Consider the following 26,923-nt stretch of genomic DNA (forward strand, 5'->3'; position numbering starts at 1 on the left):
CACTCATGCGGCAAACGCTGGCGGGGGATGCCCATAGTAGGCAAATCCGCGCCGCTTTGCCCGTGCCGGCTCAGCCGGCGCGATGGGCCGCGGGGCGTGGCGGTGCCGGCCAGTGCACGATCGCCTCGAGCCCGCCCTGCGCGAGGTTGCGCAGGTGCAGCGTGGCGCCGTCCTTCTCGGCCAGCGCGCGGGCGATGGTCAGGCCCAGCCCGGCCCCGCCGGTAGCCCGCGAACGTGAGGTCTCCAGCCGCACGAACGGGTCGAACACGGTTTCCAGTTCGTCCTCGGCCAGGCCGGGCCCCTGGTCGCGCACGCGCACCCGCACGCCGTCGCTGCCCTGCTCCACCCTGACCTCGGCGGTGCCGCCGTAACTGATCGCGTTGTCCACCAGGTTCGAGAACAGGCGGTGCATGGCCAGGGGCCGCAGCATCAACACCGCGCCGCTGCCTTGCGCGAAGCGGGCCTCGGCGCCGGCCTCGACCGCGTCTTCGACAATGCTTTCCAGCAGCGAATCCAGGTCCAGCGCCGCGCGCGGCTCGGCACTCTCCGCGCTGCGGGCCAGCTCCAGGCCCTCGCGGATCAGTGCCTGCATCGCGCCCAGGTCGCCGATCAGGCGCTCGCGCAGCGCTTCATCGCCCACGTTTTCCAGGCGCAGGCGCAACCGGGTCACCGGGGTCTGCAGGTCGTGGGTGATCGCGGCCAGCATCTGGGTGCGCTCGCCCAGCGTGCGCTGCAGGCGCTTCTGCATGGCGTTGAAGGCCTCAGCCGCACGCCGGACTTCCAGCGGCCCGGTCACCGGCAGCGGTTCACGCTGCAGGTCGTCGCCGAGCTCGGCCGCGGCCGACGCCAGCCGCTGCAGCGGCGCGCTGGCCATGCGCGCGACCAGGTAGGCCAGCCCACCGATGGCCAGCACCAGCAGGGTCAGGAACAGCGGGTCGACCGCCAGGATGCCGTTGTGGGCGATGGCGGGCGATTCCAGCGCCAGCGACAGCACGGTGCCGTCGCTGAGCGGCACCTGCACCGCCCGGCATTTGGGCGGAATGAAGGCCGGGTCGCGTTCGTGCGGCGGCCGGCGCCGCTCCTGCGGCGGCGGCGGCGGTGGCAGCAGTTCCTGGGCCTTGGCCAGGCAGGAACGGAACGAGGTGAAATGCACCGTGGCATGCGCCACCGGGCCCTGGCGGTCATCCAGCACCGCCATCATCGCGGCGTCCTCGCGGCCCAGGCGCGCCCCGTCCGGCAGGCTGCGCACCGCCGGCCCGCCCACCATCAGCAGCCGGTCGCGCAGCTCGGGGTTGCCGTCGAGCATGTTGACGAAGCCCTGCAGGCGGTCCGCGATGCGATTGAGGTTCTGCCGTTCGAATTCCTGCTGGCGCTTGGCGCTGGCCAGCATGGTCGCGCCGATGGCGGCCACGCTCATGCCCAGCAGCAGGATCAGGAACAGGCGCCCGACCATGGAGGCGAAGAAACCGCGCAGCCGCTTCATTCCAGGGTGACCGCCGTGGCCAAGACGTAGCCTTCGTTGCGCACGGTCTTGATCAGCCCGTCGCTGCCGCCATCGTCGGCCAGCTTGTTGCGCAGGCGGCTGACCTGCAGGTCGATCGCGCGGTCCTGCGACTCATAGTTGCGGCCGCTGCTGAGCGACACCAGCTGCTCGCGCGACAGCACCTTGTTGGCATGGCCGACGAACACCCGCAGCAGGCGGAACTCCGCGCCGGACAGCACCACCACGCGTCCGCCCGGGTCGACCAGGTGGCGATGTTCCAGGTCGAAGACCCACTGCGATAAACGCGCGCGGCGGATCGCCAGCGGTTCCAGGTTGGCCGGCAGCGCCTCGGTCCGGCGCAGCACGTTGCGGATCCGCGCCAGCAGCTCGCGCGGTTCGAACGGCTTGCCCAGGTAGTCGTCGGCGCCCATCTCCAGGCCCAGCACGCGGTCGATCGGCTCGCTGCGCGCGGTGAGCATGATCACCGGCGTGCTCGAGCGCGCGCGCAGGTCACGGCACAGGGTGAGCCCGTCCTCGCGCGGCAGGTTGAGGTCGAGCACGATCAGGTCCACATGCTCGCGGTCCAGTACCTGGCGCATGCCCTGGCCATCGCTGGCAGTGCTCACCTGGTAGCCGGCGCGGCCGAGCTGCTCGGCCAGCAGCTGGCGGATGTCATTGTCGTCGTCGACGATCAGCAGGCGTTGCATTGTTGTGGTCTCCATGCGGCGATGATCCCCTGTCGGGAGCTGAACCGCATCCTCTGGTTTGCGTACGCATGTTTCAGGCACCGCGCCCGATACATACCGACACGTGGAAAGGTGGCGTGGTTACGTGGTGTTACACGGCGAGCGTTGAGCGGCCCTGCCCCGCTCTTCACAATGCTGACAACGCCGGACACCGGCCTGTCGAGTTGACGATCATCGTGAAGCCCCGCCTGCCCACCACCCGCCGCGGCCGCGTGCTGCTGTTGATCGCCGCCCTCGTCGTGGTCGTCGCCATTGTCGCATGGACCCTGCGCAAGCCCAGCGCGCCGACCCTGGCTACCAGTCCGGTGACCCGCGGCGACCTGGAACAGACGGTGGAAGCCACCGGCGTGATCGATGCCTACAAGCTGGTCAGCGTCGGTGCGCAGGCGTCCGGCCAGATCAAGTCGCTGAAGGTGCAGCTGGGCGACACCGTCAGACAGGGCGACCTGATCGCCGAAATCGACGCCACCACCCAGCAGAACGCCGTGCTCAATGCGCAGGCGTCGCTGGACCAGGTCATCGCCCAGCGCGCGGTGCAGCAGGCCAGCCTGCGCCAGGCCGAACTGGAGTTCGCCCGCCAGCAGCAGATGCTGGCGGCCGAAGCGACCTCGCGGGCCGAATATGACACCGCCGAAGCCCAGCTGAAGACCGCCCGTGCCCAGGTCAAGTCGTACGAGGCGCAGATCAAGGGCCGCGAAACCGAGCTCGGCACCGCCAACGCCAACCTGGCCTATACCCGCATCACCGCGCCGATGGACGGCACCGTGGTCGCGGTGGTCGCCGAAGAAGGCCGCACCGTCAACGCCAACCAGACCGCACCGACCATCGTCATGCTGGCGCGGTTGGACCTGGTCACGGTCAATGCGGAAGTGTCCGAAGCGGACGTGGTCAAGATCAAGGCCGGCATGCCGGTGTACTTCACGACCCTGGGCGATCCGGACCGCAAGTACCACGCCACCCTGCGCCAGATCAATCCGGCGCCCTCGTCGATCGCCAGCGACAGTTCGAGCAGCTCCAGTTCGTCCAGTTCCAGCGCCAGCACCGCCGTGTACTACAACGCACTGTTCGACGTGGAAAACCCGGACGGTACGCTGCGCATCGACATGACCGCGCAGGTCTCGGTGCTGCTCAAGCAGGCCAGGGGCGTACTGACCATTCCGTCGGTGGCGCTGGGCCCGAAGGCGCGCGACGGCCAGTACGTGGTGCGCGTGGCCGATGCCGACGGCATGCCGCAGCCGCGCAAGGTCAGGATCGGCATCAACACCGGCTCCAGCGCCGAAGTGCTCTCGGGGTTGAAGGAAGGCGAGAAGGTGGTGGTCGGTGAAGGCAGCGCCACCCCGGCCGCCAACAGCGGTGGCAGCCGCGGCGGTGCGCAGATGCGCATGGGCGGCCCGGGCATGGGGCCGCGTCGATGAAGACCGCTGCGACCGGCGCGCCGCTGCTGCGGCTGCGCGACCTGCGCCGGGAGTTTCCCGCCGGCGACGAGACCATCGCCGTGCTGCGCGACGTCAACCTGGACATTGCCGCCGGCGAAATGGTGGCCATCGTCGGCCAGTCCGGCTCGGGGAAGTCGACGCTGATGAACATCCTCGGCTGCCTGGACCGCCCCACCCGCGGCAGCTACCAGGTCGCAGGCCGCGAGACCGGCAGCATGCTGCCCGACGAGCTGGCAGAACTGCGCCGCGAGCACTTCGGCTTCATCTTCCAGCGCTACCACCTGCTGGGTGACCTCGATGCCCGCGGCAACGTGGAAGTGCCGTCGGTGTACGCAGGCAGCCCGGCGGCGGTGCGCATCGCGCGCGCCGAACAGCTGCTGCAGCGGCTGGGCCTGGGCGACCGCATGCGGCACAAGCCCGGCCAGCTGTCCGGCGGCCAGCAGCAGCGCGTATCGATCGCGCGGGCGCTGATGAATGGCGGCGAGGTGATCCTGGCCGACGAACCCACCGGCGCGCTGGACACGAAATCCGGCGAGGAAGTGATGGGCATCCTGGGCGAGCTGCATGCCGAAGGCCACACCATCATCATCGTCACCCACGACATGTCGGTGGCCGAACACGCCCAGCGCATCATCGAGATCCGCGACGGCGAGATCATCGCCGACCGCATCAACCCCAACGCGCCCAGCTACCGCGCCCAGCGCACGCCGACCGTGGCCGCCGCCAGGGGGCACAGCTGGCGTGCCGCGCGGGACCGCTTCACCGAGGCGTTCCGCATGGCCCTGCTGGCGATGAACGCGCACCGCCTGCGCACCTTCCTGACCATGCTCGGCATCATCATCGGCATTGCCTCGGTGGTGTCGGTGGTCGCGATGGGCAACGGGTCGCAGCAGCAGATCCTGCAGAACATCAGCGCGCTGGGCACCAACACCATCGACGTCTACCCCGGCCGCGGCTTCGGCGACATGCGCTCGGCACGCGTGCAGACGCTGAAGGCCAGCGATGCCGATGCGCTGTCGCGGCAGAGCTACATCGACAGCGTCACCCCCAGCGTCTCCTCGTCGGCCACCGCGCGCTACCGCAACCAGTCGGCCACCGCACAGGTCAGCGGCGTGGGCGAACAGTTCTTCCGGGTCAAGGGCGTGACCCTGAGCGCGGGCAGTTTCTTCGATGCCGATGCGGTGAAAGGACTGGCGCAGGTGGCGGTGATCGATGAGAACACCCGCACCCAGTTCCTCCCCAACGGCGCCGACCCGGTCGGCCAGGTGATCCTGCTGGGCAACGTGCCGGTGCGCGTGATCGGCGTGGCACAGCGCCAGAGCATGGGCTTTGGCAGCAGCACCAGCCTGTCGATCTGGGTGCCCTACACCACCGTGATGTCGCGCATGCTGGGCCAGAGCCACGTGTCCAGCATCACCGTACGGGTGGACGATGCAACCCCGATGGATGCGGCGCAGGCGGCGATCTCCAGGCTGCTGGTCATGCGCCACGGTACCGAGGACTTCTTCCTGAGCAACAGCGCCGAGATCCGCGACACCATCGAGCAGACCACGCGCACGATGACGCTGCTGATCAGTGCCATCGCCGCGATCGCGCTGCTGGTGGGCGGGATCGGAGTGATGAACATCATGCTGGTGTCGGTCACTGAGCGCACCCGCGAAATCGGCGTGCGCATGGCGGTGGGCGCGCGGCAAAGCGATATCCGCCAGCAGTTCCTGATCGAAGCGGTACTGGTCTGCCTGCTCGGCGGCCTGCTCGGCGTGGGCCTGTCGCTGGTGGTGGGCTGGGTTTTCGACACCTTCGCCCCTGATTTCAGGATGCTGTTTTCGACCGCCTCGATCGTGGCCGCGTTCGCGTGTTCCAGCCTGATCGGCGTGGCGTTCGGCTTCCTTCCGGCACGCAATGCGGCCCAACTCGACCCCGTGGAGGCGCTGGCGCGCGAATGAAGATTCCATTCCTTTCCCCGTTCGTCCTGCTGCTGTCGGCGTGCGCGAGCACCGGGCAGTACCAGGTGGATCCGCCCAGCGTGCCGGCCGCGTATGGCCGTGGCGATGCGCAGCGCAATGCGCCGGTCGAACCGTCGGCCACGCCTGCCACCAGCCCGCGCAGCGACGTCCGCGACGACGCGTGGTGGAGCGGTTTTGGCGACCCGCGACTGGACCGGGTGATCGCCCGCGCCCTGCAGGCCAACACCGACCTTGCCTCGGCCGGGCTGGCGGTGCAGCGTGCCCGGCTGCAGGCCGGGCTGAGCGACAACGCCCTATGGCCGCAGCCGTCAGGCAGCGTCAGCAGCAGCGGCAACCGTGCCATCGACCAGGGCGCGGACTGGAACCGCGGCAGTTCGGCCGGCGTCTCGCTGCAATGGGAAATCGATCTGTGGGGACGCCTGCGCGCCCAGCGCGACATCGCGCAGTGGGAAGCGCAGGCCAGCGAAGAAGACCTGCAGAACACGGCGCTGCTGGTGATCGGCGATGTAGCGACCCAGTACTGGACCCTGGCGTACCTCAACCAGTCGATCAGCGCCGGCCAGGCCAACCTGGAGCGCCTGCAGCGCACCCTGGAACTGGTGCAGGCGCGCTTCGACGCCGGTGCGGTGTCGCGGCTGGAAGTGCGCCAGGCCACGCAGTCGCTGGAGGCGCAGCGGGCCGCGCAGAGCGCGCTGGAACAGCAACGGGTGGCCAGCCGCAATGCGCTGACCGTGCTGCTGGACGGCCAGCCGTGGCCGCAGGCCGACGAGCCGCAGGTGCTGGAGATCGCCGCCACCCCGGTGATTGCCGAAGGCCTGCCGGCCGGGCTGCTGGGTCGCCGACCCGACCTGCGCGCGGCCGAACTGCGCCTGCGCAACAGCCTGACGAACATAAAGGTGACCGCGACGAGTTATTACCCGGCGCTGAGCCTGACCGGCGGCGTGAGCAGCGGCGCGACCACGCTGGCGGACGTGTTGAAGAATCCGGTGGCGTCGCTGGGCGCGGGCCTGTCGCTGCCGTTCCTGAACATCCGCCAGGCGCAGCTGGACACGCAGATCGCCGGCACCGATTACCAGATCGCCGCCAATACGTTCCGGCGCACGCTGTATACGGCGCTGTCGGAAGTGGACAACGCCTTGTCGGCACGCACCCAGTTGGCCACCCAGGTGGCGGCATCGCAGGCGTCGTATGACGAAGCGGTGGAAATCGAGCGCATGTACGAAGTGCGCTACCGGGTCGGCGCGACCGACCTGCGCACCTGGCTGGAAGCGCAGCAGACCCGGCGCGATGCGGAGCTGTCGCTGGCGTCGGTGAAGCAGAGGCAGCTGGTGAACGATGTGACGCTGTTCAAGGCGTTGGGGGGCAGCGCCAACGCGCCATAGGCGCGTTGGCGCGGGTAGCGCCGGCCGTTGGCCGGCCGTCATGAACGATGGTCGGCACCGCGCAGGCCGGCCAACGGCCGGCGCTACCGCCGATCAGCCGCGCTGGCGGACCGCTTCGAACAGGGCGACGCCCGCGGCCACCGAGACGTTCAGGCTTTCGATGTCGCCCGGCATCGGAATCTTGACCAGGCCATCGCAGTTTTCGCGGGTCAAGCGGCGCATGCCGTCGGCTTCGCCGCCCAGCACCAGCGCCACGTTGCCCTTCAGGTCGATGGAATACAGCGACGCGGTCGCTTCGCCGGCCAGGCCGTAGATCCAGACGCCCTGCTTCTGCAGGTCCTTCAGGCAACGCGACAGGTTGGTCACCGCCACCACCGGAATACGGTCGGCGGCACCTGCCGAGGTTTTGCGCACGGTGGCATTGACCGTGGCCGACTTGTCCTTGGGAATGATCACCGCGGTGGCCCCGGCGGCGGCAGCGCTGCGCAGGCAGGCGCCGAGGTTGTGCGGGTCCTGCACCTCGTCGAGGATCAGCAGCAGGGCCTTGCCCTCGGCCGCTTCGACCAGGCCTTCGAGCTCGTTCTCGCCGTAGGTCCGGGCCGCCTGGTAGCGGGCGGCCACGCCCTGGTGGCGCACCGAACCGCCCACGCCGTCCAGCGCCTGGGTGTTCACCTTGCGCACGTCGATGCCCTTGCGCCGTGCGTTTTCCTCGATTTCGGTCAGCCGGGGATTCTTCGCGCTGGCCTCGATGAGCACTTCGCGGACGTTCTCGGCATCGTTCTCGATCGAGGAGGCGACGGCGTTGACGCCGACGATCCACTGGCTTTGCTTGCTCATTGCGGGGCGGGACCGGTACAGGGGGTGGTAATGGTAGAGCATTGCCGGGGGTCTGTCCGGCGGGCAGCCGGGCAGAGCCCGGCTCTACCCGGCTGCCTTACCGCGGCCAGCGATGGGTGTCGTGGTCGGGGTGCTGGTGTGAAACCAGCGTCCGCAGCCGCTCGGCGTCGGGGTCGTCTTCCTGCAGGATCACTGCCAGCCCGCCCAGCTGGTCCACGAACGGCAGCTTGGACTCGGTGCCGTACTGGACCGTGGGCGGCAGCCGTCCAGGCTGGTCGAAGGCACCGGCGGCCACGGCCATGCCGTCTTCGCCCTCGTAGGTCAGCGGGGTACCGCAGTCGGCGCAGAAGCCACGGCGGAAATGGTTGGATGACTGGAACCGGCGCGGTTCGCCGCGGGTCCACTGGAAGTCGGCACCACGCACCGAGACCAGCGGCGCGTAGTACGCGCCGAAGGCTTTCTGGCACATCCGGCAGTGGCAGATGGAGATGTCAGGCAGGGCGCCGCGGACGTGGAAGCGGATCGCGCCGCACTGGCAACCGCCGGAGAATTCTGGAACGGGGTTCATGGGTCGGTCCTCGCGTGGCGTACCGACCAACGGTCGGTACCTACCGGGTTCGTACCGACCAACGGTCGGTACCTACCGGTTGGAAGCCTGGGTAGATGCCGACCGTTGGTCGGCATCCCGGTGACGCCTCAATACTTCTGCTTCTGCCGCTTGGCCGGCTGGCCACGTGGCGGGAACGCCGGTTCTTCGTCTTCCTTCTCTTCCACCAGCCGGAAGTCGATCTTGCGCTCTTCCATGCTGGCCTTGAGCACCAGGATCCGCACGCGATCGCCCAGCCGGTAGCTCTTGCCGCGGCGCTCGCCGCTGAGCGTCTTGCGGGTGGCATCGAACTGGTAATAGTCGTGCGGCAACTGGGTGACGTGGACCAGGCCGTTGACCTTGGATTCGTCCAGCTCCACGAACAGCCCGAAGCTGGTCACGCCGCTGATCACGCCGTCGAACTGCCCACCGACGTGCTTTTCCATCCACGCCGCGCGGTAGCGTTCGTCCACTTCGCGCTCGGCCTCGTCGGCACGGCGCTCGCGTTCAGAACACTGCAGCGCCAGTGCGGCCATTTCGCGCTGGGTATAGGTGAACTTGTCCAGCGGCTTGCCGCTCAGCGCATGCTTGATCGCGCGGTGCACCAGCAGGTCGGGGTAGCGGCGGATCGGCGAGGTGAAATGCGCGTACGCATCCAGCGCCAGCCCGAAGTGGCCCTGGTTGTCCGGCGAATACACCGCCAGGCTCTGGCTGCGCAGCAGCACCGATTCCAGCAGCGCGGCGTCGGGACGCTCGCGCACCTTCTTGAGCAGCTTGGTGTAGTCGCCCGGCTGCACCTTCGACCACGGCGGCAGGCTCAGCTTGAATTCCTTCAGGAACTCCAGCAGGTCGTCGAACTTCGCCTCCGGCGGCTTGGCGTGGTCACGGAACGGCGCCGGCATGTGCTTATACAGCAGGTAGCGCGCGGCCTGCACGTTGGCCGCGATCATGCATTCCTCGATCAGCTTGTGCGCGTCGTTGCGCACCAGCATGCCGGCCTGGGTGACTTCGCCGGTGTTGTCCAGCACGAAGCGCACTTCGGACGATTCGAACTCGATCGCACCGCGCCGGGTGCGCGCCTTGGCCAGCACTTTGTACAACTGGTGCAGGCGCTCGACCTGGGGCAGCACCGCGGCGATCTGCGTGCGCACCGCCGGATCGTTTTCACCGACCGCCTGCCAGACCTGGTTGTAGGTCAGGCGGGCATGCGAGTTCATCACCGCTTCGTAGAAGCGCGAGTGCATCACTTCACCGTCGCGCCCGACCTGCATGTCGCAGACGAAGCACATGCGGTCGACCTTGGGCATCAGCGAGCAGATGCCGTTGGACAGGGTCTCGGGCAGCATCGGCACGACGAAGCCGGGGAAGTACACCGAGGTGGCGCGCTTCTGCGCCTCATCGTCCAGCGGCGTGCCGGGGCGGACATAGTTGGAGACGTCGGCGATGGCCACCACCAGGCGGAAGCCGTCGGCGTTGGGTTCGCAGTAGACCGCGTCGTCGAAGTCCTTGGCGTCTTCACCGTCGATGGTCACCAGCGGCGTGCTGCGCAGGTCGACGCGGTCGCCGATCATGCCCGGTTCGACCTGCATGGGAACGGCGGCGGCTTCGTCGAGCACGGCCTGCGGGAATTCGAATGGCAGCTCGTGGCCGTGGATGGCGGTCTCCACGATCAGCGAGGCGGTGAGCTTGTCACCGAGCACGGCGATGATGCGGCCGATCGGCGGACGCCGGGTGTCCGGGGCCTGGGTCAGTTCGCACACCACCAGCTGGCCATCGCGGGCGTCGCCGGTCTGGTCGGGCGGAATCTGCACGTTGCGCTGGATGCGCTTGTCGTCGGGCACCACGTAGTTGATGCCGAACTCAACGCTGAAACGGCCGATCAGGCGGGTCATCCCGCGCTCGAGCACGCGCGCGATGCTGCCTTCGCGGCGCCCGCGCCGGTCGATGCCGGTCACGTTGGCGAGCACGCGGTCGCCATGCATGACCTTGCGCATTTCATACGGCGGCAGGAACAGGTCGTCGCCACCTTCGACCGGGCGCAGGAAGCCGAACCCTTCGGGATTGGCGATCACCACGCCGGTGATCAGGTTGGTGGCCTGGACGGGGGCGAAGCCGCCGCGGCGGTTCTGCACCAGCTGGCCGTCGCGCACCATGGCGCCCAGGCGCTTGCCCAGGGCGTCGGCGCGGTCGGGTTCGGTCAGGCCCAGCTGGGCGCCGATCTCCTCGCCGGTCTGCGGGCCATCGCAGCGGTCGAGCAGCTGCAGGATGGCTTCGCGGCTGGCAATCGGCTGGGCGTAGCGTTCAGCTTCGCGGGCCGCATAGGGGTCTTCCACCGGGCCGCCTGCCGGCAGCGGGTGCGGATTGCGCCGGGTCGGAACGGAAGCGCCATGGTCCGGCTTGGGCCCGCTGCGCTTGCCGCCACGGGGCGGTGCCGGGGTGTTCATGGAGTCGGGCATCCAGGGCGGCAGCTTCTTGCCGGACTTGGCAGCAGCAGCGCGGGGCTTGCCCGACGGACCGGCAGCCTGCTTGGGCGCCGGAGACTTGGGGGCTTTCGCGCCCCGGGTCGGTTTCTTTGTTTTCATCGACCCCCATGGTACCGCGTGGCGGTGTGCAGAATGGGTCATTGCCGCCGCGCATGCAGGATTGTGAAGAATTTTCACGAAACCGTTGACAAGCCTCCCGGGCATGCCCACAATTCGCCCCCTGAGTCGCCCAGGTGGCGGAATTGGTAGACGCACTAGCTTCAGGTGCTAGCGGGGGCAACTTCGTGGAGGTTCGAGTCCTCTCCTGGGCACCACGACTCGGTAAATGATCAAACCCGCGCAAGCGGGTTTTTTCGTTTCAGGCCTCGGCGACGTAGAAGCGCGCGGCCAGCCCTGCCCGTCCGGGGAAGTACTTGAACCAGGGACGCGCGGCGTCGACGACGGCGGCGATATCCGGATGCACCATCAGGCGCTCGAAATAAGCGAGCAGGCGTGCGTGCGTTTCCGGCACCGGCACATATGCAACGGCGTAGAACAGGGCGGGCGCGGCGGCGCAGTCGGCCATGCTGAAGTCCTCCCCTGCCAGCCATGTCCGTCCGTCGAGCTGGCGGTTGAGTGCGGCGTAGCTGTGCAGCAGCAGTGATCGCGCAGCCTCGGCGGCCGGTTCGCTGCGTTCGCCCTCCGGCGTGAGCAGTTCGGCGGTAAGGGCCTGCATCGGGGTCATGAGGTAGAAATCGCAGAACCGGTCCCAGAAGCGCACGGCCAGGGCGGCGTCGGGGTCGGCCGGGATCAGGCGCGGGCCATCGCTGGACAGCCGTTGCTGCAGGTATTCGATGATGATGCTGGTCTCGGCCACCGCCCTGCCCTGGTCGACCAGCACCGGCATCTTTCGCGCCGGGGAGAGTGCGTCGAGCATGGCGCGCTGCGCGGCGTCGCCGAGGTTCAACAGGCGCTCGTCCAGGGCGACGCCGAGCACGCGGGCGGCAATGAGCACCTTCTGGCAGCAGGACGACAGCGGGTGGGCGTGCAGGATCGGCAGTGCCATGGAAGCTCCAGACCGTCGGGTGTCGGGCGAGTATGCCAAGCGCCGCCCGTGCATGCATTGACAGCCCGAAACGCCTTCCGCATAATTCGCCCCCTGAGTCGCCCAGGTGGCGGAATTGGTAGACGCACTAGCTTCAGGTGCTAGCGGGGGCAACTTCGTGGAGGTTCGAGTCCTCTCCTGGGCACCACGACTCGGTAAATGATCAAACCCGCGCAAGCGGGTTTTTTCGTTTCTGGCGGATCATTCGTGATGACGCTGCACGTTGCGCCGGAGCAGAGTTTTTCTTCGACATCCTGTTGACACATTCACGCTTCTCCCGCAGAATTCTCCTCCTGAGTCGCCCAGGTGGCGGAATTGGTAGACGCACTAGCTTCAGGTGCTAGCGGGGGCAACTTCGTGGAGGTTCGAGTCCTCTCCTGGGCACCACGACTCGGTAAATGATCAAACCCGCGCAAGCGGGTTTTTTCGTTTCCGGGGTTTGCGAATTGCGCCCTTGCCTGCCGGCACCTGCTCGCACAGAACACTTGGATTGCGGTGATCCAGTAGAGCCGGGCTCTGCCCGGCTGCTTCATGCGTTCTAGCGAACAGCCCATATGCAACGTCGCCCTAGCTTAGGCGGGTCGGGGCGGGCTTGTGGGGGACGCCGTGAATACGTCCGTGTAGGCTTGGTCGCCGCATCCATGCGGCTCACACCCCCACAAACCCGCCCCGACCCACCTTTTGACAGTGTGTCGTTGCCATGGCAAATGCGGGGACGGCCGTGGGCCGTCAGACGATGTCGATCAAATTCATGCGCAACCGAACGCTGAGACGTTCACGGCGGTTGTTTGGGAACCAACCCTACCGGCGCCATGCCGACCGACGGTCGGCATTCCGCGTTTCCCTTGGCCTGCAGCCAACTATCGGAGGGTCGGCGGGGGTGGGTTTGCGGGACTGTAGAAAACATGGATGTTTTCTACAAGCCTCCAAGGATGGATTCACGGCGTGTCCCGCAAACCCACACCCGCCGGCCCAAACCAGTGACACGCGCAGCGCAGGGCTGTTCGCCCAAATGTCGGAAGCCGGGCAGAGCCCGGCGCAAAGCGAACGCGTGCAATCAAGAGCGTGCGAGCGGAGTCCGGCACCAGCCAACGCAAAAAACCCGCCTTGCGACGGGTTCCTTGCAGCGCTCCAACATCAGTGGCCGCCCGCCGACGCCGCGCCGGCGCCTGCGCCGAACGGGGGCTTGGCCAGCCACAGGAAGGCGATGATCGCCAGGAAGATCCAGCCCAGCAGGAAGAAGATGTCGTTGAAGCCCATCTGCGATGCCTGGTGGTTGATGATGTTGTTCAACGCCGCCGCACCATGCTGCAGGTCGCCCTGCCCCATCGCCGCCACCTTCTCCTGCATGCCCGGCGTGTACACCGAGATGCTTTCGGTCAGGTGCGCGTGGTGCTCCTGCGTGCGGTGCGCCCACAGCCATGTGGTCAGCGACGCCGCGAAACTGCCGCCCAGCGTGCGTAGGAACGTGGCCAGGCCCGATCCTGCCGCGATCTCGCGACCGTCCAGGTCCGACAGCAGGATCTGCAGCACCGGCATGAAGAACAGCGCCACACCGATGCCCATGATCAGCTGCACCCCCGCCACGTGCGTGAAGTCCACCTGCAGGTTGAAGCCCGAGCGCAGGAAACTGGTGAAGGACAGGAACACGAACGCAAACGATGCGATCCAGCGCATGTCGAAGCGCGACGCATACTTGCCCACGAACGGCGTCATGATCACCGGCAGGATCCCGATCGGCGCCGTCGCCAGCCCCGCCCAGATCGCCGTATAGCCCATGTCACGCTGCAACCACTGCGGAATCAGCAACGACACGCTGAAGAATGCCGCGTACGCCACCACCATCGCCAGCGTACCCGCGCGGAAATTGCGGTGCCGGAACAGCCGCAGGTCCACGATCGGGTCCTTGTCGGTCAGCTCCCAGATCAGGAACACCGCCAGCGCCACCACCGAAATGCAGGCCAGCGCCACGATCATCGGCGAACTGAACCAGTCCTCGTCGTTGCCCAGGTCCAACACCAGCTGCAGCGCGCCCACCCCGATGACCAGCGTGATCAGGCCCACGTAGTCCATCTTCGGCTTTTCGATCTGCTCCGGCCGGCCCTTCAGCTGGCTACCCACCACCAGCGCCGCGAAGATGCCCAGCGGAACGTTGATCAGGAAGATCCATTCCCAGCTGTAGTTGTCGGTGATCCAGCCGCCCAGGATCGGGCCGCAGATCGGCGCCACCACCGTGATCATCGCCAGCAGTGCCAGCGCCTGCCCGCGTTTCTCGCGCGGGTAGATCGACACCAGCAGCGACTGCGTGATCGGGTACATCGGACCGGCCACGAAACCCTGCAGCGCGCGAGACACCACCAGCATGCCCATGCTCTGCGCCAGGCCACACAGCAGCGACGCGACCACGAACGACAGCGTCGCCCAGATGAACAGCTTGGTCTCGCCAAAACGACGGCTCAGCCAGCCCGTCAACGGCAGCGCGATCGCCGTGCTGACCGCGAACGAGGTGATGACCCAGGTCGCCTGCTGCGAACTGGCACCCAGGTTGCCGGCGATGGTCGGCAGCGACACATTGGCGATCGTGGTGTCGAGGACCTGCATGAACGAGGCCATCGCCAGGCCGGCCGTGCACAGCGCCACGTTGGCCGGCCGGAACGCGCCGGTCGCACCTGGCGCCGACGGCGCGCCCGGCAGGCCGGGCGCGGCGGGAGCTTGTGCGGACATGGGGGCCTCAGCTTGCCTTTGCCGTGCGCGGCAGGTTGCTCTGGATGATCTCGTGGATCACGTCGTCGGCCTTGTGCAGCTGCTTGGCATACACATCGGTGTCGAACACCTGGCCCTTGGCCGTGGTGGTCGGCAGTACCGTGCCCTTCTGGTCGCGCAGGCTCACTTCCGCCTTCATCGACAGGCCGATGCGCAGCGGATTGTCGGCCAGCTGCTTGGCATCGATGGCGATGCGCACCGGAACGCGCTGCACGATCTTGATCCAGTTGCCGCTGGCATTCTGCGCCGGCAGCAGCGAAAACGCCGAACCGGTGCCCAGGCCCAGGCTGTCGATGCGGCCCTTGTACTTCACTTCACCGCCGTACAGGTCCGAACGCAGCTCTACTTCCTGGCCCAGGCGCATGTGGCGCAGCTGGGTTTCCTTGAAGTTCGCTTCCACCCACATCTGCTCGGTCGGCACCACCGCCATCAGCGCGGTCCCCGGCTGCACGCGCTGGCCGACCTGCACCGAGCGACGCGCCACGTAACCGCTGACCGGCGCCACGATGCCCGCACGGGCATTGTTGAGGTAGGCCTGGCGCAGCTGCGCCGCGGCAGCCTGCACGTCCGGCTGGGTCGCGATCACGGTGTCGTCGACCAGCGCATTGCTGCGCTCGAAGGTCTCGCGCGAACCGGCCACCGCCGCTTCGGCCGCCGCCAGTTCGGTCCGCGCGTGGGCCAGTTCTTCATCCGAAATGGCACCGGTCGAGGCCAACCCCTTGCGGCGCGCGAAGTCCTCGCGCACGCGGTTGAGGGTGACTTGGCGTGCATTCAATTCCGCCTGCGCACCTTCGACGCTGCGGTACAGGCCGCGGGTCTGGCGCACCGTCTTGGCCAGGTTGGCCTGGGCCTGCTGCAGCGCCACCTCGGTGTCGGCCGGATCAAGCTGCACCAGCAGCTGGCCGCGCTCCACGCGCATGCCGTCATCGGCGTTGATCGCCACCACGGTACCGGTCACCAGCGGGGTGATCTGCACCTGGTTGCCCTGCACGTACGCGTCGTCGGTTTCTTCGAACCAGCGGCCGAACATGAAATACCACAGCGCCGCGGCAGCGATCAGCAGCACCACGATGGCCAGCAGGCCACGCAGCAGCTTGCCGCGGCGGGAAGGAGCTGCCGGTGCGGCAGCGGGAGCGGAAGTCTGGCTCATGGAAGGACTCTCAGGAATGCGAGGGTTCGGGGGCGGTGGCGAGCGTGGCGGTGTCGCCGGACGGGGTGAACCCACCGCCCAGCGCCTGGCTCAGTCGCACCGAAACAAGGATCTGCCGCGACTGCAGCGAGGCCAGTTGCTGCTGCGACTGCAGCAGCTGCGACTCCACGCTGAGCACGTCCAGGTAGCTGCCGATGCCGGCCTTGTAGCGCTGCTGCGCCAGGTCATGCGCGGCGCGGGCGGTGGCCACGGCCTGCGCCTGCGAGGCGGCCTGGTCGGCCAGCGAGCGCACCGCGTTGACCTGGTCGGCCACTTCGCGCAGCGCATCGACCACCGACTGGTTGTAGTCGGCCACGGCCAGGTCGTACTGCGCGTCGGTCCTGTCCAGGTTGGCGCGCAGGCGGCCACCGTCGAAGATCGGCAGGCTCAGCGCCGGGCCGATGAAGGCGAAGGTCGAGCCGCTCTTGAGCAGCTGGTCCACTTCACTGGCCACCACGCCGCCGAGCGCGGTGAGGTTGAGGCTGGGATAGAACTTCGCCTTGGCCGCGTCGATCTCGCGACCGGCCGCTTCGACGCGCCAGCGCGCGGCCACGATGTCCGGGCGGCGGCCCAGCAGTTCGCTGGGCAGCACGCCCGGCAGCTGCAGCGCCAGCGGGTTGAGCGGCTGCGGGCGGTTGATCTGCAGGCCACGGTCCGGGCCCTGCCCGACCAGCGCGGCCAGCGCGGTGCGGGCCTCGTCGATCTGCTGCTGGGCCGCCTGCAGCTGCTGCTGCGCCGCCGGAATGCGGGCCTCGGCCTGGCGCGTCTGCAGGTCGCTGTCGATGCCCGCCGCGCGACGCTGGCGGGTCAGGTCAAGGGTTTTCTGCGAGCGGTCCAGCTCTTCGCTGGCCACATCGTGCAGCTGCCAGGCATAGCCGAGCTGCGCGTAGGCTTCGGCAATGCCGGCCGACAGGTTCAGGCGCGCGGCCTGCGCGTCGACCTCTGCGGCATGGCTGCTGTCCACGGCCGCTTCCCAGGCGGCGCGCTTGCCGCCCCACAGGTCGATGCCGTAGCTCACGCTCAGGTACGCCTGGCCGCTGCCGGCATAACTGCCGCCGAGCTCATCGCCCACCATCGATTCGGGCAGGCGCACGCCGGTGTAGCCACCGGAGGCGTTCACGCTGGGCAAGCGATCGGCGTGCGCGGTGCCGATCTGGGCACGGGCCTGGCGCAGGCGCGCGTCCGCCGCCTCCAGGCCCGGGTTGCGCTGCAGCCCTTCGGCAATCAGCGCGTCCAGCTGCGGGTCGTTCAGCGCCCGCCACCAGTCGCTGGCCGGGAACTGCGACGGGCTCAGGGCGTGGCCGGCCAGGGTGCGCCGGGCCTGCAGGGCATCGGCGTCGAGCAGCTGGGCGTGCGGTTGCAGGCCACCGGTGCTGGCACAGGCGGCCAGCGCCAGCGCCAGCACGGACAGCAGCGCCGGCCGCAGCGGGCGCAGCAGTGAAGTGCGATCAGTTTGGGAAGTCATGGCGTCGTCAGGGAGTCGCGAACACGGGTCAACAGGGAAAGCAGCAGGTCACGCTCGTCGGCGGACAGGTCGCGCATGGCGTCGTCCATCACCGCGTCGCCGCGCTGCTTCAGGCGGGCCCACAGCTGGCGGCCCTCGTCGGTCAGTACGATCTGCAGCGCCCGCCGGTCCTGCGCGTGCGGCTCACGGCGCACGCACCCCAGCGCTTCCAGCTTGTCCAGCAGCCGGGTCACCGCGCTGGGCACCTGGTCCAGCGCCTGGGCCAGCTCGTTGGCGGTGCACGGCGCGCGGAACGACAGCACCTTCAGGCCCAGGTAGTGGGTGAAGCCGATATCGAGGTTTTCCTCGGCCATCGAGACATCCAGCTGGCGCATCAGGCCATCGCGGACCTGGCGCAGCAGCAGCCCGAGGCTGGGCGGGGTGGTGGGGTCGGGGCAGATCATGGGGACGCACTTTACTTCCGGAAAATATATTTCTCAATGGAAATATTCGATCTGGAAGCAAATGCAGTGTTTCCCCGTTCAGAACAGTGGCGTCGGAGGCGGATTCCTTCACGCGGCTTGGCATCCCGGGCCGCATCCGGATAATCAACCGCCTGCGAGGGCGACAGCCGTCGCCGTCCCTTGCCACAGGTAACAATCCCGCATGACCGATCTTGCCCGCCCCGCCTTCCACGGCTTTGAACAGCTGCCCCTGCGCGAGTACGCCGAACGGGCGTACCTGGACTATTCGATGTACGTGGTGCTCGACCGTGCGCTGCCGTTCATCGGCGACGGCCTCAAGCCGGTGCAGCGCCGCATCATCTATGCGATGAGCGAGCTGGGACTGAACGCCGCCTCCAAGCCGAAGAAGTCGGCGCGTACCGTCGGTGACGTCATCGGTAAGTACCACCCGCACGGCGACAGCGCCTGTTACGAAGCGCTGGTGCTGATGGCCCAGCCGTTCTCGTACCGCTACCCGCTGATCGAAGGCCAGGGCAACTTCGGTTCCACCGACGACCCGAAGTCGTTCGCGGCAATGCGCTACACCGAATCCAAGCTGACCCCGATCGCCGAAGTACTGCTGGGCGAAATCAACCAGGGCACCACCGACTGGACCCCCAACTTCGACGGCACCCTGGAAGAGCCGACCTGGATGCCGGCGCGCCTGCCGCACCTGCTGCTCAACGGCACCACCGGCATCGCCGTGGGCATGGCCACCGACGTGCCGCCGCACAACCTGAATGAAATCGTCAGCGCGCTGCTGCATCTGCTGGATGATCCCGATGCCAGCCTGGACGCGCTGCTCGAGCACGTGAAGGGGCCGGACTATCCGAGCGCGGCCGAAATCATCACCCCGGCCGCCGACCTGCGCACCCTGTACGACACCGGCAACGGCAGCGTCCGCGCGCGTTCGACCTTCCTCAAGGAAGGCACCAACATCGTGATCAACGCCCTGCCCTACCAGGTGTCGCCGTCGAAGGTGATCGAGCAGATCGCCGCGCAGATGCGCGCCAAGAAGCTGCCGTGGCTGGAGGACATCCGCGACGAGTCCGACCACGCCAACCCGGTGCGGGTGGTGCTGATCCCGCGTTCCAACCGCGTCGATGCCGAACAGTTGATGGGCCACCTGTTCGCCACCACCGACCTGGAGCGCAGCTACCGGGTCAACATGAACGTGATCGGGCTGGACGGGCGTCCGCAGGTGAAGAACCTGAAGGCGCTGCTCAGCGAGTGGCTGCAGTTCCGCCAGGCTACCGTCACCCGCCGCCTCAACCACCGCCTGGAAAAGGTCGAGCGTCGCCTGCACCTGTTGGAAGGCCTGCTGGTTGCCTTCCTCAACCTGGATGAAGTGATCCACATCATCCGCACCGAAGACGAACCCAAGGCCGCGCTGATCGCGCGCTTCGGGCTGAGCGATGACCAGGCCGAGTACATCCTGGACACCAGGCTCAAGCAGCTGGCGCGCCTGGAAGAAATGAAGATCCGCGGCGAGCAGGACGAGCTGGCCAAGGAGCGTGACAGGATCCAGTCGATCCTGGACAGCAAGGCCAAGCTGAAGAAGCTGATCCGCGACGAACTCACTGCCGATGCGAAGAAGTTCGGCGATGCACGCCGCTCGCCGTTGGTGCAGCGTGGCGCGGCGCAGGCGATCGACGAGTCGGAACTGGTGCCGAGCGAGCCGATGACCGTGGTGCTCTCGGAAAAGGGCTGGATCCGCGCGGCCAAGGGCCACGACATGGACCCGTCCACCCTGTCCTACCGCGACGGCGATGCGCTGCTCGGCGCAGTGCGCGCGCGCAGCACCCAGCAGGTGGCGTTCCTGGACAGCGAAGGCCGCGCCTATTCCACGCTGGTCCATACCCTGCCCTCGGCGCGTGGCAACGGCGAACCGCTCACCGGCCGCTTCTCGCCGGCGCCGGGCAGCGCCTTCATGACCCTGGCCAGCGGTGAGAACGACACCCGCTTCGTGCTGGCGTCGACGCACGGCTACGGCTTCGTGACCCGCTTCGAGAACCTGACCGGGCGCAACAAGGCCGGCAAGGCGATGCTTAACCTCACGTCGGGTTCCAAGGTGCTGCCCCCGGCCGTGGTCGCCAACCCCGAGGCCGACCGCATCGTGGCGGTGACCAGCTCGGGCAACCTGCTGGCCATTCCGGCCACCGAGCTGCCGGAACTGGACAAGGGCAAGGGCAACAAGATCATCGACATCCCCAAGGCCAAGCTCGCCACCGAGCGCGTGGTCGCGGTGGTGGCGGTGGGCCCGGGCAGCACCCTGCTGGTACGCAGTGGCCAGCGCACCATGAACCTGTCGTACAAGGACCTGGAAACCTACATCGGCTCGCGTGCCACGCGCGGACACCTGTTGCCGCGTGGCTGGCAGAAGGTGGACGGGTTGGCGGTGGAGTGATCGCCCAAGAAAAAACCGGGGATTTCCCCGGTTTTTTTGTATCCGTTGCTGGCTGGCTTTTGGCTGGCTGGCAGTTGATTCCGCCCGACCAACGGTCGGGCGCTACCGGTAGGCGCCGACCGTCGGTCGGGCGCTACCGGTGGGTGCCGACCGTGGGTCGGCACGCGGTGCATCAATGCGCCGGGGTGCCCTTGGATTCCATCTTGCTGGTCTGGTACAGCGCCAGCCCGATGCGCTTGATCAGGCCCAGCTGCTGTTCCAGCCACCAGGCGTGGTCCTCTTCGGTGTCCTTCAGCTGCACCAGCAGCATGTCGCGGCTCACGTAATCCTGGTGCTGTTCGCACAGCTTCATGCCGGCGGCCAGGTTGTCGCGCACGCTGTACTCGGTCTCCAGGTCCTTCTGCAGCATTTCTTCGACGGTCACGCCCGGCTCGAAAGCGTGCGGACGCATGTCCGGGTTGCCCCCCAGGAACAGGATCCGGCGCAGCAGCGCGTCGGCGTGCTGGGTTTCTTCTTCCATCTCGTGGTTTAGGCGTTCGTACAGCGCGAACAGACCCTGGTCCTCGTAGCGGCGCGAGTGGATGAAGTACTGGTCACGCGCAGCCAGCTCGCCGCGCAGCAGTTCCTTCAGGCATTCAATGACCTCGGGGTGGCCTTTCATGGGGGTCTCCAGTGAATCGATGACGCCATGGTGCCCTATCCCGGAGCACCGTGATCTAATCGGAATCAGTTGCATGCGCAGGCGCAGGCGTGCGGGATGGGGGCCGGGACGGTTCCGGCGGACAGGAAGGCATTGCCGGGCGGCGCCCGGTGCTACGGGAGCATGGGATGCGTCGTTGGCTGCTGCGGGTGCTGGTGCTGATCGTCGTTCTGGCGGTTGTCTTGATTGGCGTTGCATGGGCGTTGCTGCGTGGCAGCCTGCCCACGCTGGAGGGCAGCGAAACCGTTACCGGGCTGCAGGCGCCGGTCACGGTCAGCCGCGATGCCTTGGGCGTGGTCAGCATCGACGCCGCCAACGAGGCCGACGCCATGCGTGCACTGGGCCTGGTCCACGCCCAGGAGCGCTATTTCGAAATGGACCTGATGCGTCGTGCCGCAGCCGGCGAGCTGGCCGAACTGTTCGGACCGGCGGCGGTGGAGGTCGACCAGCGCATGCGCGTGCACCGCCTGCGTGCCCGCACCGACGCGCACCTGGCCGAGGCCATGGGCGACCATGCCGACGTGCTGCAGGCCTACGTGGACGGCGTCAACCAGGGCGTCGGCGCGCTGCGGGTGCGGCCGTGGCCCTACCTGCTGCTGCGGCAGCAGCCCGCCGCCTGGTCGCGCACCGATTCGATCCTGACCGGCCTGGCCATGTATGCCGACCTGCAGGATCCAGGCAACCAGAATGAACTGGCGATGCGCCGCATCCGCGATGCCGTGCCGCCGGCCCTTTACGCCCTGCTCAGCCATGACGGCAGCGAATGGGATGCGCCCCTGTTCGGTGCCGCGCGCGGCAATGCGGTGCTGCCTGGCCCGGATGCGCTGGACCTGCGCAGCGGCAAACCCGCGCAACCCGCCACGTCCCGGGCGGAGACCGAGGTGAAAGGCAGCAACAACTTCGCCGTGGCCGGCGCCCTCACTGCCGACGGCCGCGCCATCGTCGCCGACGACATGCACCTGGGACTGCGCGCGCCCAGCCTGTGGTTCCGGGTGCGGCTGCGCTATCCGGACCCGCAGGCCGCCGGTGGCAAGGTGGATGTCAGCGGCTTCTCGCTGCCCGGCCTGCCGGCGATCGTGGTGGGCAGCAACGGGCACGTGGCGTGGGGCTTCACCAACAGCTACATCGACACGGCCGACTTCCGGCCGGTCGCCGCCGGGGAAACCGGCGTGCGCGTCCATGAAGAACGCATCCGCGTCGCCCATGCCGCGGACATGCCCCTTCGCGTGCGCGAAACCGCGTGGGGACCGATCCTGCACGAGCGCCCCGACGGCAGCGGCGAAGCACTGCGCTGGACCGCGCAGCTGCCGGGCGCAGCGCGCCCAGACTTCGCCGACATGGCCCGCGCCGCCGACCTCGACGATGCACTGGAGATCGCCGACCGCGCCGGCATTCCGACCCAGAACCTGCTGCTGGCCGACGCCCACGGCCGCATTGCCTGGCGCCTGCTGGGCACGCGCCCGGACCGGGCCGCCGACTGCCCGCCGGCCGGCATTTCCAGCACCGCGCCGGCCACCTGCGCACCCTGGCCGATCCGCAGCGATGGCGCACCGACACTCGTCGATCCTCCTTCGCACCGCCTGTGGACCGCCAACGGCCGGGTACTCGATGGCGCCGAGCTTGCCGTGGCCGGCAACGCCGGCTACGACCTGGGCGCGCGCGGCCGGCAGATCCGCGACGACCTGGATGCCAAGGCGCGCTTCACCGAAAAAGACCTGCTGGCGATCCAGCTGGACGACCGCGCGTTGTTCCTGGAACGCTGGTACACCCTGCTGCGCCAAGTGGTCACTCACAGCGACGATCCGGCGCTGCAGCGGCTGGAACGCGTGACCCGGCAGTGGGAGGGGCGCGCGTCCGCCGATTCGGTGAGTTACCGCATCACCCGTGGCTTCCGCGGCCGCGTGCTGGAAACGGTGTCGGACGGGCTGCTGGCGCCGGCGAGGACCACGCTGGGCGATGACTACCTGGAGCCGCGCCTGGCGCAGCTGGAAGGCGTGCTGTGGCCGCTGGTAAGCGAACGCCCGGCCCACCTGCTGCCGCCGCCGCATGCAAGCTGGGACGCGCTGCTGGCCGACGCGGCAAGGGGACTGGAAGGCGAACTGGCCGAACTGGGTCCCGATCTGGCCAGGCGCAGCTGGGGCGAGCGCAACACGGCCGACATCTGCCATCCGATCAGCCGCGCCCTGCCCGCCTTCGCCCGCGCGTGGCTGTGCATGCCGGCCGACCCGCTGCCCGGCGACAGCAACCTGCCGCGCGTGCAGGGCCCAGGCTTCGGTGCCTCGCAGCGCATGGTGGTCTCGCCCGGGCACGAAGCCGACGGCATCATCCACATGCCCGGCGGCCAGAGCGGCCACCCGCTGTCGCCGTTCTGGGGCGCGGGCCACGACGATTGGGTGCACGGCAGGCCAACCCCGTTCCTGCCGGGCGCCACGCAGTACACGTTGCGGCTGGAGCCGCAATGAACGGGAAAAACGGCGCCGGACATCGCGCCGCGACCCCACGGCCCGTTGGTCAGCGGCGCGCGTTCCGCCTTTCCATCAGTGTCAGCAGCGGACCGGTCATGGCGGTGGTCACCAGCGCCATGATCACCAGCACCGCGAACAGGCGGTCGCCGAGGAAGCCCAGTTCATAGCCCAGGTTGAGCACGATCAGCTCCATCAGGCCACGGGTATTCATCAGCGCGCCCAGCCGCCAGGCTTCCTGGTTTTCCATGCCGGCGCTGCGCGCCGCGCTCCAGGTGCCGAACAGCTTGCCCATCGTGGCCACCGCGATCACCACCGCGCACAGCAGCAGGTCGCTGCCCTGCAGCGCATCGGCGCGCATGCGCAGGCCGGTCATGGCGAAGAACAGCGGCAGCAGCAAGGTCACTGCGAACGGCTCGACCTTGGCGACCAGCAGCGCACGCAGCTGCGCGTTGGACGACACCGCCACGCCGGCCGCGAACGCGCCGAACAGCGCGTGGATGCCCAGTACCTCGGTCACCAGCGCACTGCCCAGCGACAGCAGCAGCATGCCCAGCAGCCAGCGGCTTTCGCTGCCGGGGCGGATCACCTGGCGCGCGAACCACGGCTTGACCACGCCCAGCATCAGCGCGATGAACCCCACCACGCACAGCAGGCTGATGCTGGCCGGCACCCAGCCGGTAGCCTGCGCCGCCGCCACGATCAGCGCCAGCAGGCACCACGCGGTGGCATCGCCCAGCGCCGCGCAGGCGATGGCGGTCTGCCCCAGCGGGGTGTGCGTGATGCCGCGGTCGGCCAGGATCCGCAGCAGCACCGGGAACGCGGTGATGCTCAGCGAAATGCCGACGAACAGCGCGAAGGCGGTGAAGCCCACGCCCTGCGGGCCGTGTTCGGGGTAGAGCCAGATCGCCAGCAGCACGCCCAGCACGAACGGCACGGCGATGCCGGCGTGGCTGACGGTGAACGCGAAACGACGGCGGCCACGCAGGCCGCCGAGATCGAGCTCGGCACCGGCCACCAGCAGGAACATCAACACGCCCAGCTGGCTGAGCATGCCCAACGGACCCAGCGAACTGGCCGGGAACAAGGCGCCGTGCAGGCCCGGCAGCAGGCTGCCGAGCACCAGCGGGCCCATCATCAGGCCGGCGGCCATTTCACCGATCACGGCCGGCTGGCCGAGCCGCTTCAACAGCGCGCCCGCGCCCTTGGCCACCACCAGCAGCACCAGCAGCTGCAGCAGGAACAGGCCCAGCGGCGAGGCCAGGTGGTGGGCCCAGTCGCTGCCCACCACCGGTTCGGCTTTCGCCGCTACGGCGGGCAGGTCCGGCCCGGCATAGCGCGCCAGCGCCAGGCCGATCACCAGCGGAATCCCGGCCCAGGCCAGGTAATGCCAACCCCATTTCATCCGCGGCACGTCGCCTCCGGTCTGTACGTCCATGAACATTCCCCAATGCATGAAAGGGGAATGTTACCCGGTAGCGCCGGCCGTTGGCCGGCCCGCATGAACGCTGCGACCGTTGCCAGGGCCGGCCAACGGCCGGCGCTACCCGGCCAAGGCTTGCTCGTGCACGCCGGCGACGGCGCGGCCGGAGGGGTCGGCCATGCTGGCGAAACTGGCGTCCCAGGCGATCGCGGCCGGCGAGGAACAGGCGATCGACTTGCCGCCCGGGACGGTTTCCGCCGCCGCCTGGGTCGGGAAGTACTGCTCGAACACGTGGCGGTAGTAATAGGCTTCCTTGGTCTGCGGCGGGTTGTGCACGAAGCGCTTGTCGGCCGCGGCCATCACCCGGTCGCTGATCTGCGCCTCGGCATGCGCCTTGAGGCCGTCGATCCAGCCGTAGCCGACGCCGTCGCTGAACTGCTCTTTCTGACGCCACAGGATCGAATCGGGCAGGTAGCCTTCGAACGCTTCGCGCAGCACCGCCTTCTCGATCCGGCGCGTACCGTCGGCGCCCTGCCCGACCATCTTGTGGCGCGCGTCGATGCGCATGGCCACGTCCAGGAACTCGCGGTCCAGGAACGGCACGCGCGGCTCCACGCCCCACGCCATCATCGACTTGTTGGCGCGCAGGCAGTCGTAGTTGTTGAGCGCGTCGAGCTTGCGCACCAGCTCTTCATGGAACTCGCGCGCGTTGGGCGCCTTGTGGAAATACAGGTAGCCGCCAAAGATCTCGTCGCTGCCCTCGCCCGACAGCACCATCTTCACCCCCATCGCCTTGATCCGGCGGGCCAGCAGGAACATCGGGGTGGAGGCGCGGATGGTGGTGACGTCGTAGGTCTCCACGTGCCGGATCACGTCAGGCAGCGCGTCCAGGCCTTCTTCGAAGGTGTATTCGAAGCCGTGGTGCACCGTGCCCAGCGCTTCGGCGGCAATCGCGGCGGCGGCCAGGTCGGGCGACCCCTTCAGGCCGATGGCGAACGAGTGCAGGCGCGGCCACCAGGCTTCGCTCTGGTCGCCGTCTTCGATGCGATGGCGGGCATAGCGTGCGGCCACGGCGGCGACCAGCGACGAATCCAGGCCACCGGAAAGCAGCACCCCGTACGGCACGTCGGTCATCAACTGGCGGTGTACGGCGCGCTCGAAGGCGTCACGCAACGCCGCGCGGTCCGCCTCGACCCCTTCCACGGCGGCATAGTCGCGCCACGGGCGCTCGTAGTAGCGGGTCAGCGTGTCGGTGGCGCTGTCGTACCAATGCCCCGGCGGGAACTGGGCGGCGTCCGCACAGGTGTCCACCAGCGACTTCAGCTCAGAGGCCACCATCAGGCGCCCGTCCTTGTCATGCCCCCAGTACAGCGGCACCACACCGATCGGATCACGCGCGATCAACACGCGCTGGCCTGCCCGGTCCCACAGCGCGAACGCGAAGATGCCGTTGAGGCGGTTGAGGAACGAGGCAGGGGTGTCCTGCTGGTACAGCGCGTTGATCACCTCGCAGTCCGAGCCGGTCTGGAATGCATACGGCTGCGCCAGTTCGGCCTTGAGTTCGCGGTGGTTGTAGATCTCGCCGTTGACCGCCAGTGCCAGGCTGCCGTCCTCGGACAGCAGCGGCTGCGAGCCGCCGGCCGGGTCGACGATGGCGAGCCGCTCATGGACCAGGATGGCGCCGCCGTCGACGTACACCCCGCTCCAGTCCGGGCCACGATGGCGCTGGCGTTGCGACAGGTCCAGCGCGTGGCGGCGCAGGGCGGTAAGGTCATCGCCGGCCTGCAGGCCGAACATTCCAAAAATCGAACACATGGGAACAGCTCCTGATGATGGGGGAATACACGTAGCGCCTGCATTCGACCGGCCACCCATCCCGGGCCTGTGCTGCACCCGGAAAACAAAAAACCCGCATCGGCCGATGCGGGTTTTCTGGGGTCCGGGCGTTTGTTGCTTGTTCTAGCCCTGGTCGCAGTCCCGCATTGGCCGCGCACGATTATTCGCGCGCAGATTATTGCGGTTGTTGTT

General features: G+C 68.1%; 18 protein-coding genes and 3 tRNA genes. 8 read left to right on the top strand and 13 right to left on the bottom strand.

All coding sequences use genetic code 11. From position 1 onward, the window contains the following. Nucleotides 1-70 precede the first annotated feature (70 nt). Nucleotides 71-1,483, bottom strand: coding sequence for an ATP-binding protein (locus tag FSZ13_RS04035; RefSeq protein WP_145478111.1), 1,413 nt, complete (start codon nt 1,481-1,483; stop codon nt 71-73). Further along, complete coding sequence (locus FSZ13_RS04040; RefSeq protein ID WP_145478112.1) at nt 1,480-2,205, bottom strand: response regulator; 726 nt, start codon at nt 2,203-2,205, stop codon at nt 1,480-1,482. The genes FSZ13_RS04035 and FSZ13_RS04040 overlap by 4 nt, the downstream gene beginning before the upstream one ends. 200 nt (nt 2,206-2,405) lie before the next feature. On the opposite strand from FSZ13_RS04040, the gene FSZ13_RS04045 reads away from it, so the two are divergent. Genes FSZ13_RS04045 through FSZ13_RS04055 form a run of 3 tightly spaced genes read left to right on the top strand, consistent with a single transcriptional unit; the run spans nt 2,406 to nt 7,014 of the window. After that, nucleotides 2,406-3,644 (top strand): efflux RND transporter periplasmic adaptor subunit, encoded by a 1,239-nt coding sequence (locus tag FSZ13_RS04045; protein WP_260844079.1) that lies wholly within the window; start codon nt 2,406-2,408, stop codon nt 3,642-3,644. Then, nucleotides 3,641-5,611, top strand: a complete 1,971-nt coding sequence (locus tag FSZ13_RS04050; protein WP_145478114.1) for a MacB family efflux pump subunit — start codon at nt 3,641-3,643, stop codon at nt 5,609-5,611. Before FSZ13_RS04045 ends, FSZ13_RS04050 begins: the two co-directional genes overlap by 4 nt. Beyond that, nucleotides 5,608-7,014, top strand: coding sequence for a TolC family protein (locus tag FSZ13_RS04055; protein WP_145478115.1), 1,407 nt, complete (start codon nt 5,608-5,610; stop codon nt 7,012-7,014). The genes FSZ13_RS04050 and FSZ13_RS04055 overlap by 4 nt, the downstream gene beginning before the upstream one ends. Nucleotides 7,015-7,107: 93 nt before the next feature. On the opposite strand, the gene rlmB is transcribed toward FSZ13_RS04055, so the two are convergent. From rlmB to rnr, 3 genes are all read right to left on the bottom strand, one after another. Next, nucleotides 7,108-7,851: a 23S rRNA (guanosine(2251)-2'-O)-methyltransferase RlmB gene (gene rlmB / locus FSZ13_RS04060; RefSeq protein ID WP_145478116.1), complete on the bottom strand. Its 744-nt coding sequence runs from the start codon at nt 7,849-7,851 to the stop codon at nt 7,108-7,110. A 97-nt stretch (nt 7,852-7,948) separates the two neighbouring features. Continuing rightward, nucleotides 7,949-8,419, bottom strand: a complete 471-nt coding sequence (locus FSZ13_RS04065) for a GFA family protein (RefSeq protein ID WP_145478117.1) — start codon at nt 8,417-8,419, stop codon at nt 7,949-7,951. Between the two features lie 128 nt (nt 8,420-8,547). Then, nucleotides 8,548-11,019, bottom strand: a complete 2,472-nt coding sequence (rnr, locus tag FSZ13_RS04070) for a ribonuclease R (RefSeq protein ID WP_145478118.1) — start codon at nt 11,017-11,019, stop codon at nt 8,548-8,550. Between the two features lie 128 nt (nt 11,020-11,147). Here rnr and FSZ13_RS04075 point away from each other — a divergent pair. Then, nucleotides 11,148-11,234: transfer RNA gene (locus FSZ13_RS04075), tRNA-Leu, on the top strand. A 44-nt stretch (nt 11,235-11,278) separates the two neighbouring features. On the opposite strand, the gene FSZ13_RS04080 is transcribed toward FSZ13_RS04075, so the two are convergent. Continuing rightward, entirely contained in the window at nt 11,279-11,965 is a 687-nt protein-coding gene (locus FSZ13_RS04080; RefSeq protein ID WP_145478119.1) for a glutathione S-transferase family protein, read from the bottom strand. A 100-nt stretch (nt 11,966-12,065) separates the two neighbouring features. Between FSZ13_RS04080 and FSZ13_RS04085 the strand changes: the two genes are divergently transcribed. Continuing rightward, nucleotides 12,066-12,152: transfer RNA gene (locus FSZ13_RS04085), tRNA-Leu, on the top strand. Nucleotides 12,153-12,304: 152 nt separating this feature from the next. Then, nucleotides 12,305-12,391, top strand: a tRNA-Leu gene (locus tag FSZ13_RS04090). 750 nt (nt 12,392-13,141) lie between these two features. Here FSZ13_RS04090 and FSZ13_RS04095 read toward each other — a convergent pair. Genes FSZ13_RS04095 through FSZ13_RS04110 form a run of 4 tightly spaced genes read right to left on the bottom strand, consistent with a single transcriptional unit; the run spans nt 13,142 to nt 17,864 of the window. Further along, the gene (locus FSZ13_RS04095) at nt 13,142-14,728 is read right to left on the bottom strand and encodes a DHA2 family efflux MFS transporter permease subunit (RefSeq protein ID WP_145478120.1); all 1,587 of its coding nucleotides are present in this window, start codon (nt 14,726-14,728) and stop codon (nt 13,142-13,144) included. Nucleotides 14,729-14,735: 7 nt separating this feature from the next. Then, nucleotides 14,736-15,917 (bottom strand): multidrug efflux MFS transporter periplasmic adaptor subunit EmrA, encoded by a 1,182-nt coding sequence (emrA, locus tag FSZ13_RS04100; RefSeq protein ID WP_145478121.1) that lies wholly within the window; start codon nt 15,915-15,917, stop codon nt 14,736-14,738. A 10-nt stretch (nt 15,918-15,927) separates the two neighbouring features. Then, nucleotides 15,928-17,394, bottom strand: a complete 1,467-nt coding sequence (locus FSZ13_RS04105; protein WP_428999974.1) for an efflux transporter outer membrane subunit — start codon at nt 17,392-17,394, stop codon at nt 15,928-15,930. A gap of 23 nt (nt 17,395-17,417) precedes the next feature. Next, nucleotides 17,418-17,864 (bottom strand): MarR family winged helix-turn-helix transcriptional regulator, encoded by a 447-nt coding sequence (locus FSZ13_RS04110; RefSeq protein ID WP_145478123.1) that lies wholly within the window; start codon nt 17,862-17,864, stop codon nt 17,418-17,420. A gap of 202 nt (nt 17,865-18,066) precedes the next feature. Here FSZ13_RS04110 and parC point away from each other — a divergent pair, with 202 nt between their 5' ends. Continuing rightward, complete coding sequence (gene parC / locus FSZ13_RS04115; RefSeq protein WP_145478124.1) at nt 18,067-20,310, top strand: DNA topoisomerase IV subunit A; 2,244 nt, start codon at nt 18,067-18,069, stop codon at nt 20,308-20,310. 172 nt (nt 20,311-20,482) lie between these two features. Here parC and bfr read toward each other — a convergent pair whose 3' ends face one another. Next, nucleotides 20,483-20,971, bottom strand: a complete 489-nt coding sequence (gene bfr, locus FSZ13_RS04120; protein WP_145478125.1) for a bacterioferritin — start codon at nt 20,969-20,971, stop codon at nt 20,483-20,485. A 167-nt stretch (nt 20,972-21,138) separates the two neighbouring features. On the opposite strand from bfr, the gene FSZ13_RS04125 reads away from it, so the two are divergent. Beyond that, a complete protein-coding gene (locus FSZ13_RS04125; protein ID WP_145478126.1) occupies nt 21,139-23,472 on the top strand; it encodes a penicillin acylase family protein in 2,334 nt (777 codons plus the stop codon). Nucleotides 23,473-23,521: 49 nt separating this feature from the next. Here FSZ13_RS04125 and FSZ13_RS04130 read toward each other — a convergent pair whose 3' ends face one another. Both FSZ13_RS04130 and asnB read right to left on the bottom strand, forming a co-directional pair. Further along, complete coding sequence (locus FSZ13_RS04130) at nt 23,522-24,916, bottom strand: cation:proton antiporter (protein ID WP_145478127.1); 1,395 nt, start codon at nt 24,914-24,916, stop codon at nt 23,522-23,524. A gap of 99 nt (nt 24,917-25,015) precedes the next feature. Beyond that, nucleotides 25,016-26,710, bottom strand: coding sequence for an asparagine synthase B (gene asnB, locus FSZ13_RS04135; RefSeq protein WP_145478128.1), 1,695 nt, complete (start codon nt 26,708-26,710; stop codon nt 25,016-25,018). Between the last annotated feature and the right edge of the window lie 213 nt (nt 26,711-26,923).

The organism is Stenotrophomonas rhizophila (assembly GCF_007667275.1).
Classification (GTDB): Bacteria; Pseudomonadota; Gammaproteobacteria; order Xanthomonadales; family Xanthomonadaceae; genus Stenotrophomonas; species Stenotrophomonas maltophilia_AE.

Bases quoted from the DNA above. Each gene is read 5' to 3' on its own strand.
- FSZ13_RS04040 (WP_145478112.1), bottom strand. From the start codon at position 2,205: ATGGAGACCACAACAATGCAACGCCTGCTGATCGTCGACGACGACAAT.
- bfr (WP_145478125.1), bottom strand. From the start codon at position 20,971: ATGAAAGGCCACCCCGAGGTCATTGAATGCCTGAAGGAACTGCTGCGC.
- asnB (WP_145478128.1), bottom strand. From the start codon at position 26,710: ATGTGTTCGATTTTTGGAATGTTCGGCCTGCAGGCCGGCGATGACCTT.
- emrA (WP_145478121.1), bottom strand. From the start codon at position 15,917: ATGAGCCAGACTTCCGCTCCCGCTGCCGCACCGGCAGCTCCTTCCCGC.
- FSZ13_RS04125 (WP_145478126.1), top strand. From the start codon at position 21,139: ATGCGTCGTTGGCTGCTGCGGGTGCTGGTGCTGATCGTCGTTCTGGCG.
- FSZ13_RS04080 (WP_145478119.1), bottom strand. From the start codon at position 11,965: ATGGCACTGCCGATCCTGCACGCCCACCCGCTGTCGTCCTGCTGCCAG.
- FSZ13_RS04050 (WP_145478114.1), top strand. From the start codon at position 3,641: ATGAAGACCGCTGCGACCGGCGCGCCGCTGCTGCGGCTGCGCGACCTG.
- FSZ13_RS04130 (WP_145478127.1), bottom strand. From the start codon at position 24,916: ATGTTCATGGACGTACAGACCGGAGGCGACGTGCCGCGGATGAAATGG.
- parC (WP_145478124.1), top strand. From the start codon at position 18,067: ATGACCGATCTTGCCCGCCCCGCCTTCCACGGCTTTGAACAGCTGCCC.
- FSZ13_RS04065 (WP_145478117.1), bottom strand. From the start codon at position 8,419: ATGAACCCCGTTCCAGAATTCTCCGGCGGTTGCCAGTGCGGCGCGATC.
- FSZ13_RS04110 (WP_145478123.1), bottom strand. From the start codon at position 17,864: ATGATCTGCCCCGACCCCACCACCCCGCCCAGCCTCGGGCTGCTGCTG.
- FSZ13_RS04095 (WP_145478120.1), bottom strand. From the start codon at position 14,728: ATGTCCGCACAAGCTCCCGCCGCGCCCGGCCTGCCGGGCGCGCCGTCG.
- FSZ13_RS04035 (WP_145478111.1), bottom strand. From the start codon at position 1,483: ATGAAGCGGCTGCGCGGTTTCTTCGCCTCCATGGTCGGGCGCCTGTTC.
- rnr (WP_145478118.1), bottom strand. From the start codon at position 11,019: ATGAAAACAAAGAAACCGACCCGGGGCGCGAAAGCCCCCAAGTCTCCG.
- FSZ13_RS04055 (WP_145478115.1), top strand. From the start codon at position 5,608: ATGAAGATTCCATTCCTTTCCCCGTTCGTCCTGCTGCTGTCGGCGTGC.
- rlmB (WP_145478116.1), bottom strand. From the start codon at position 7,851: ATGAGCAAGCAAAGCCAGTGGATCGTCGGCGTCAACGCCGTCGCCTCC.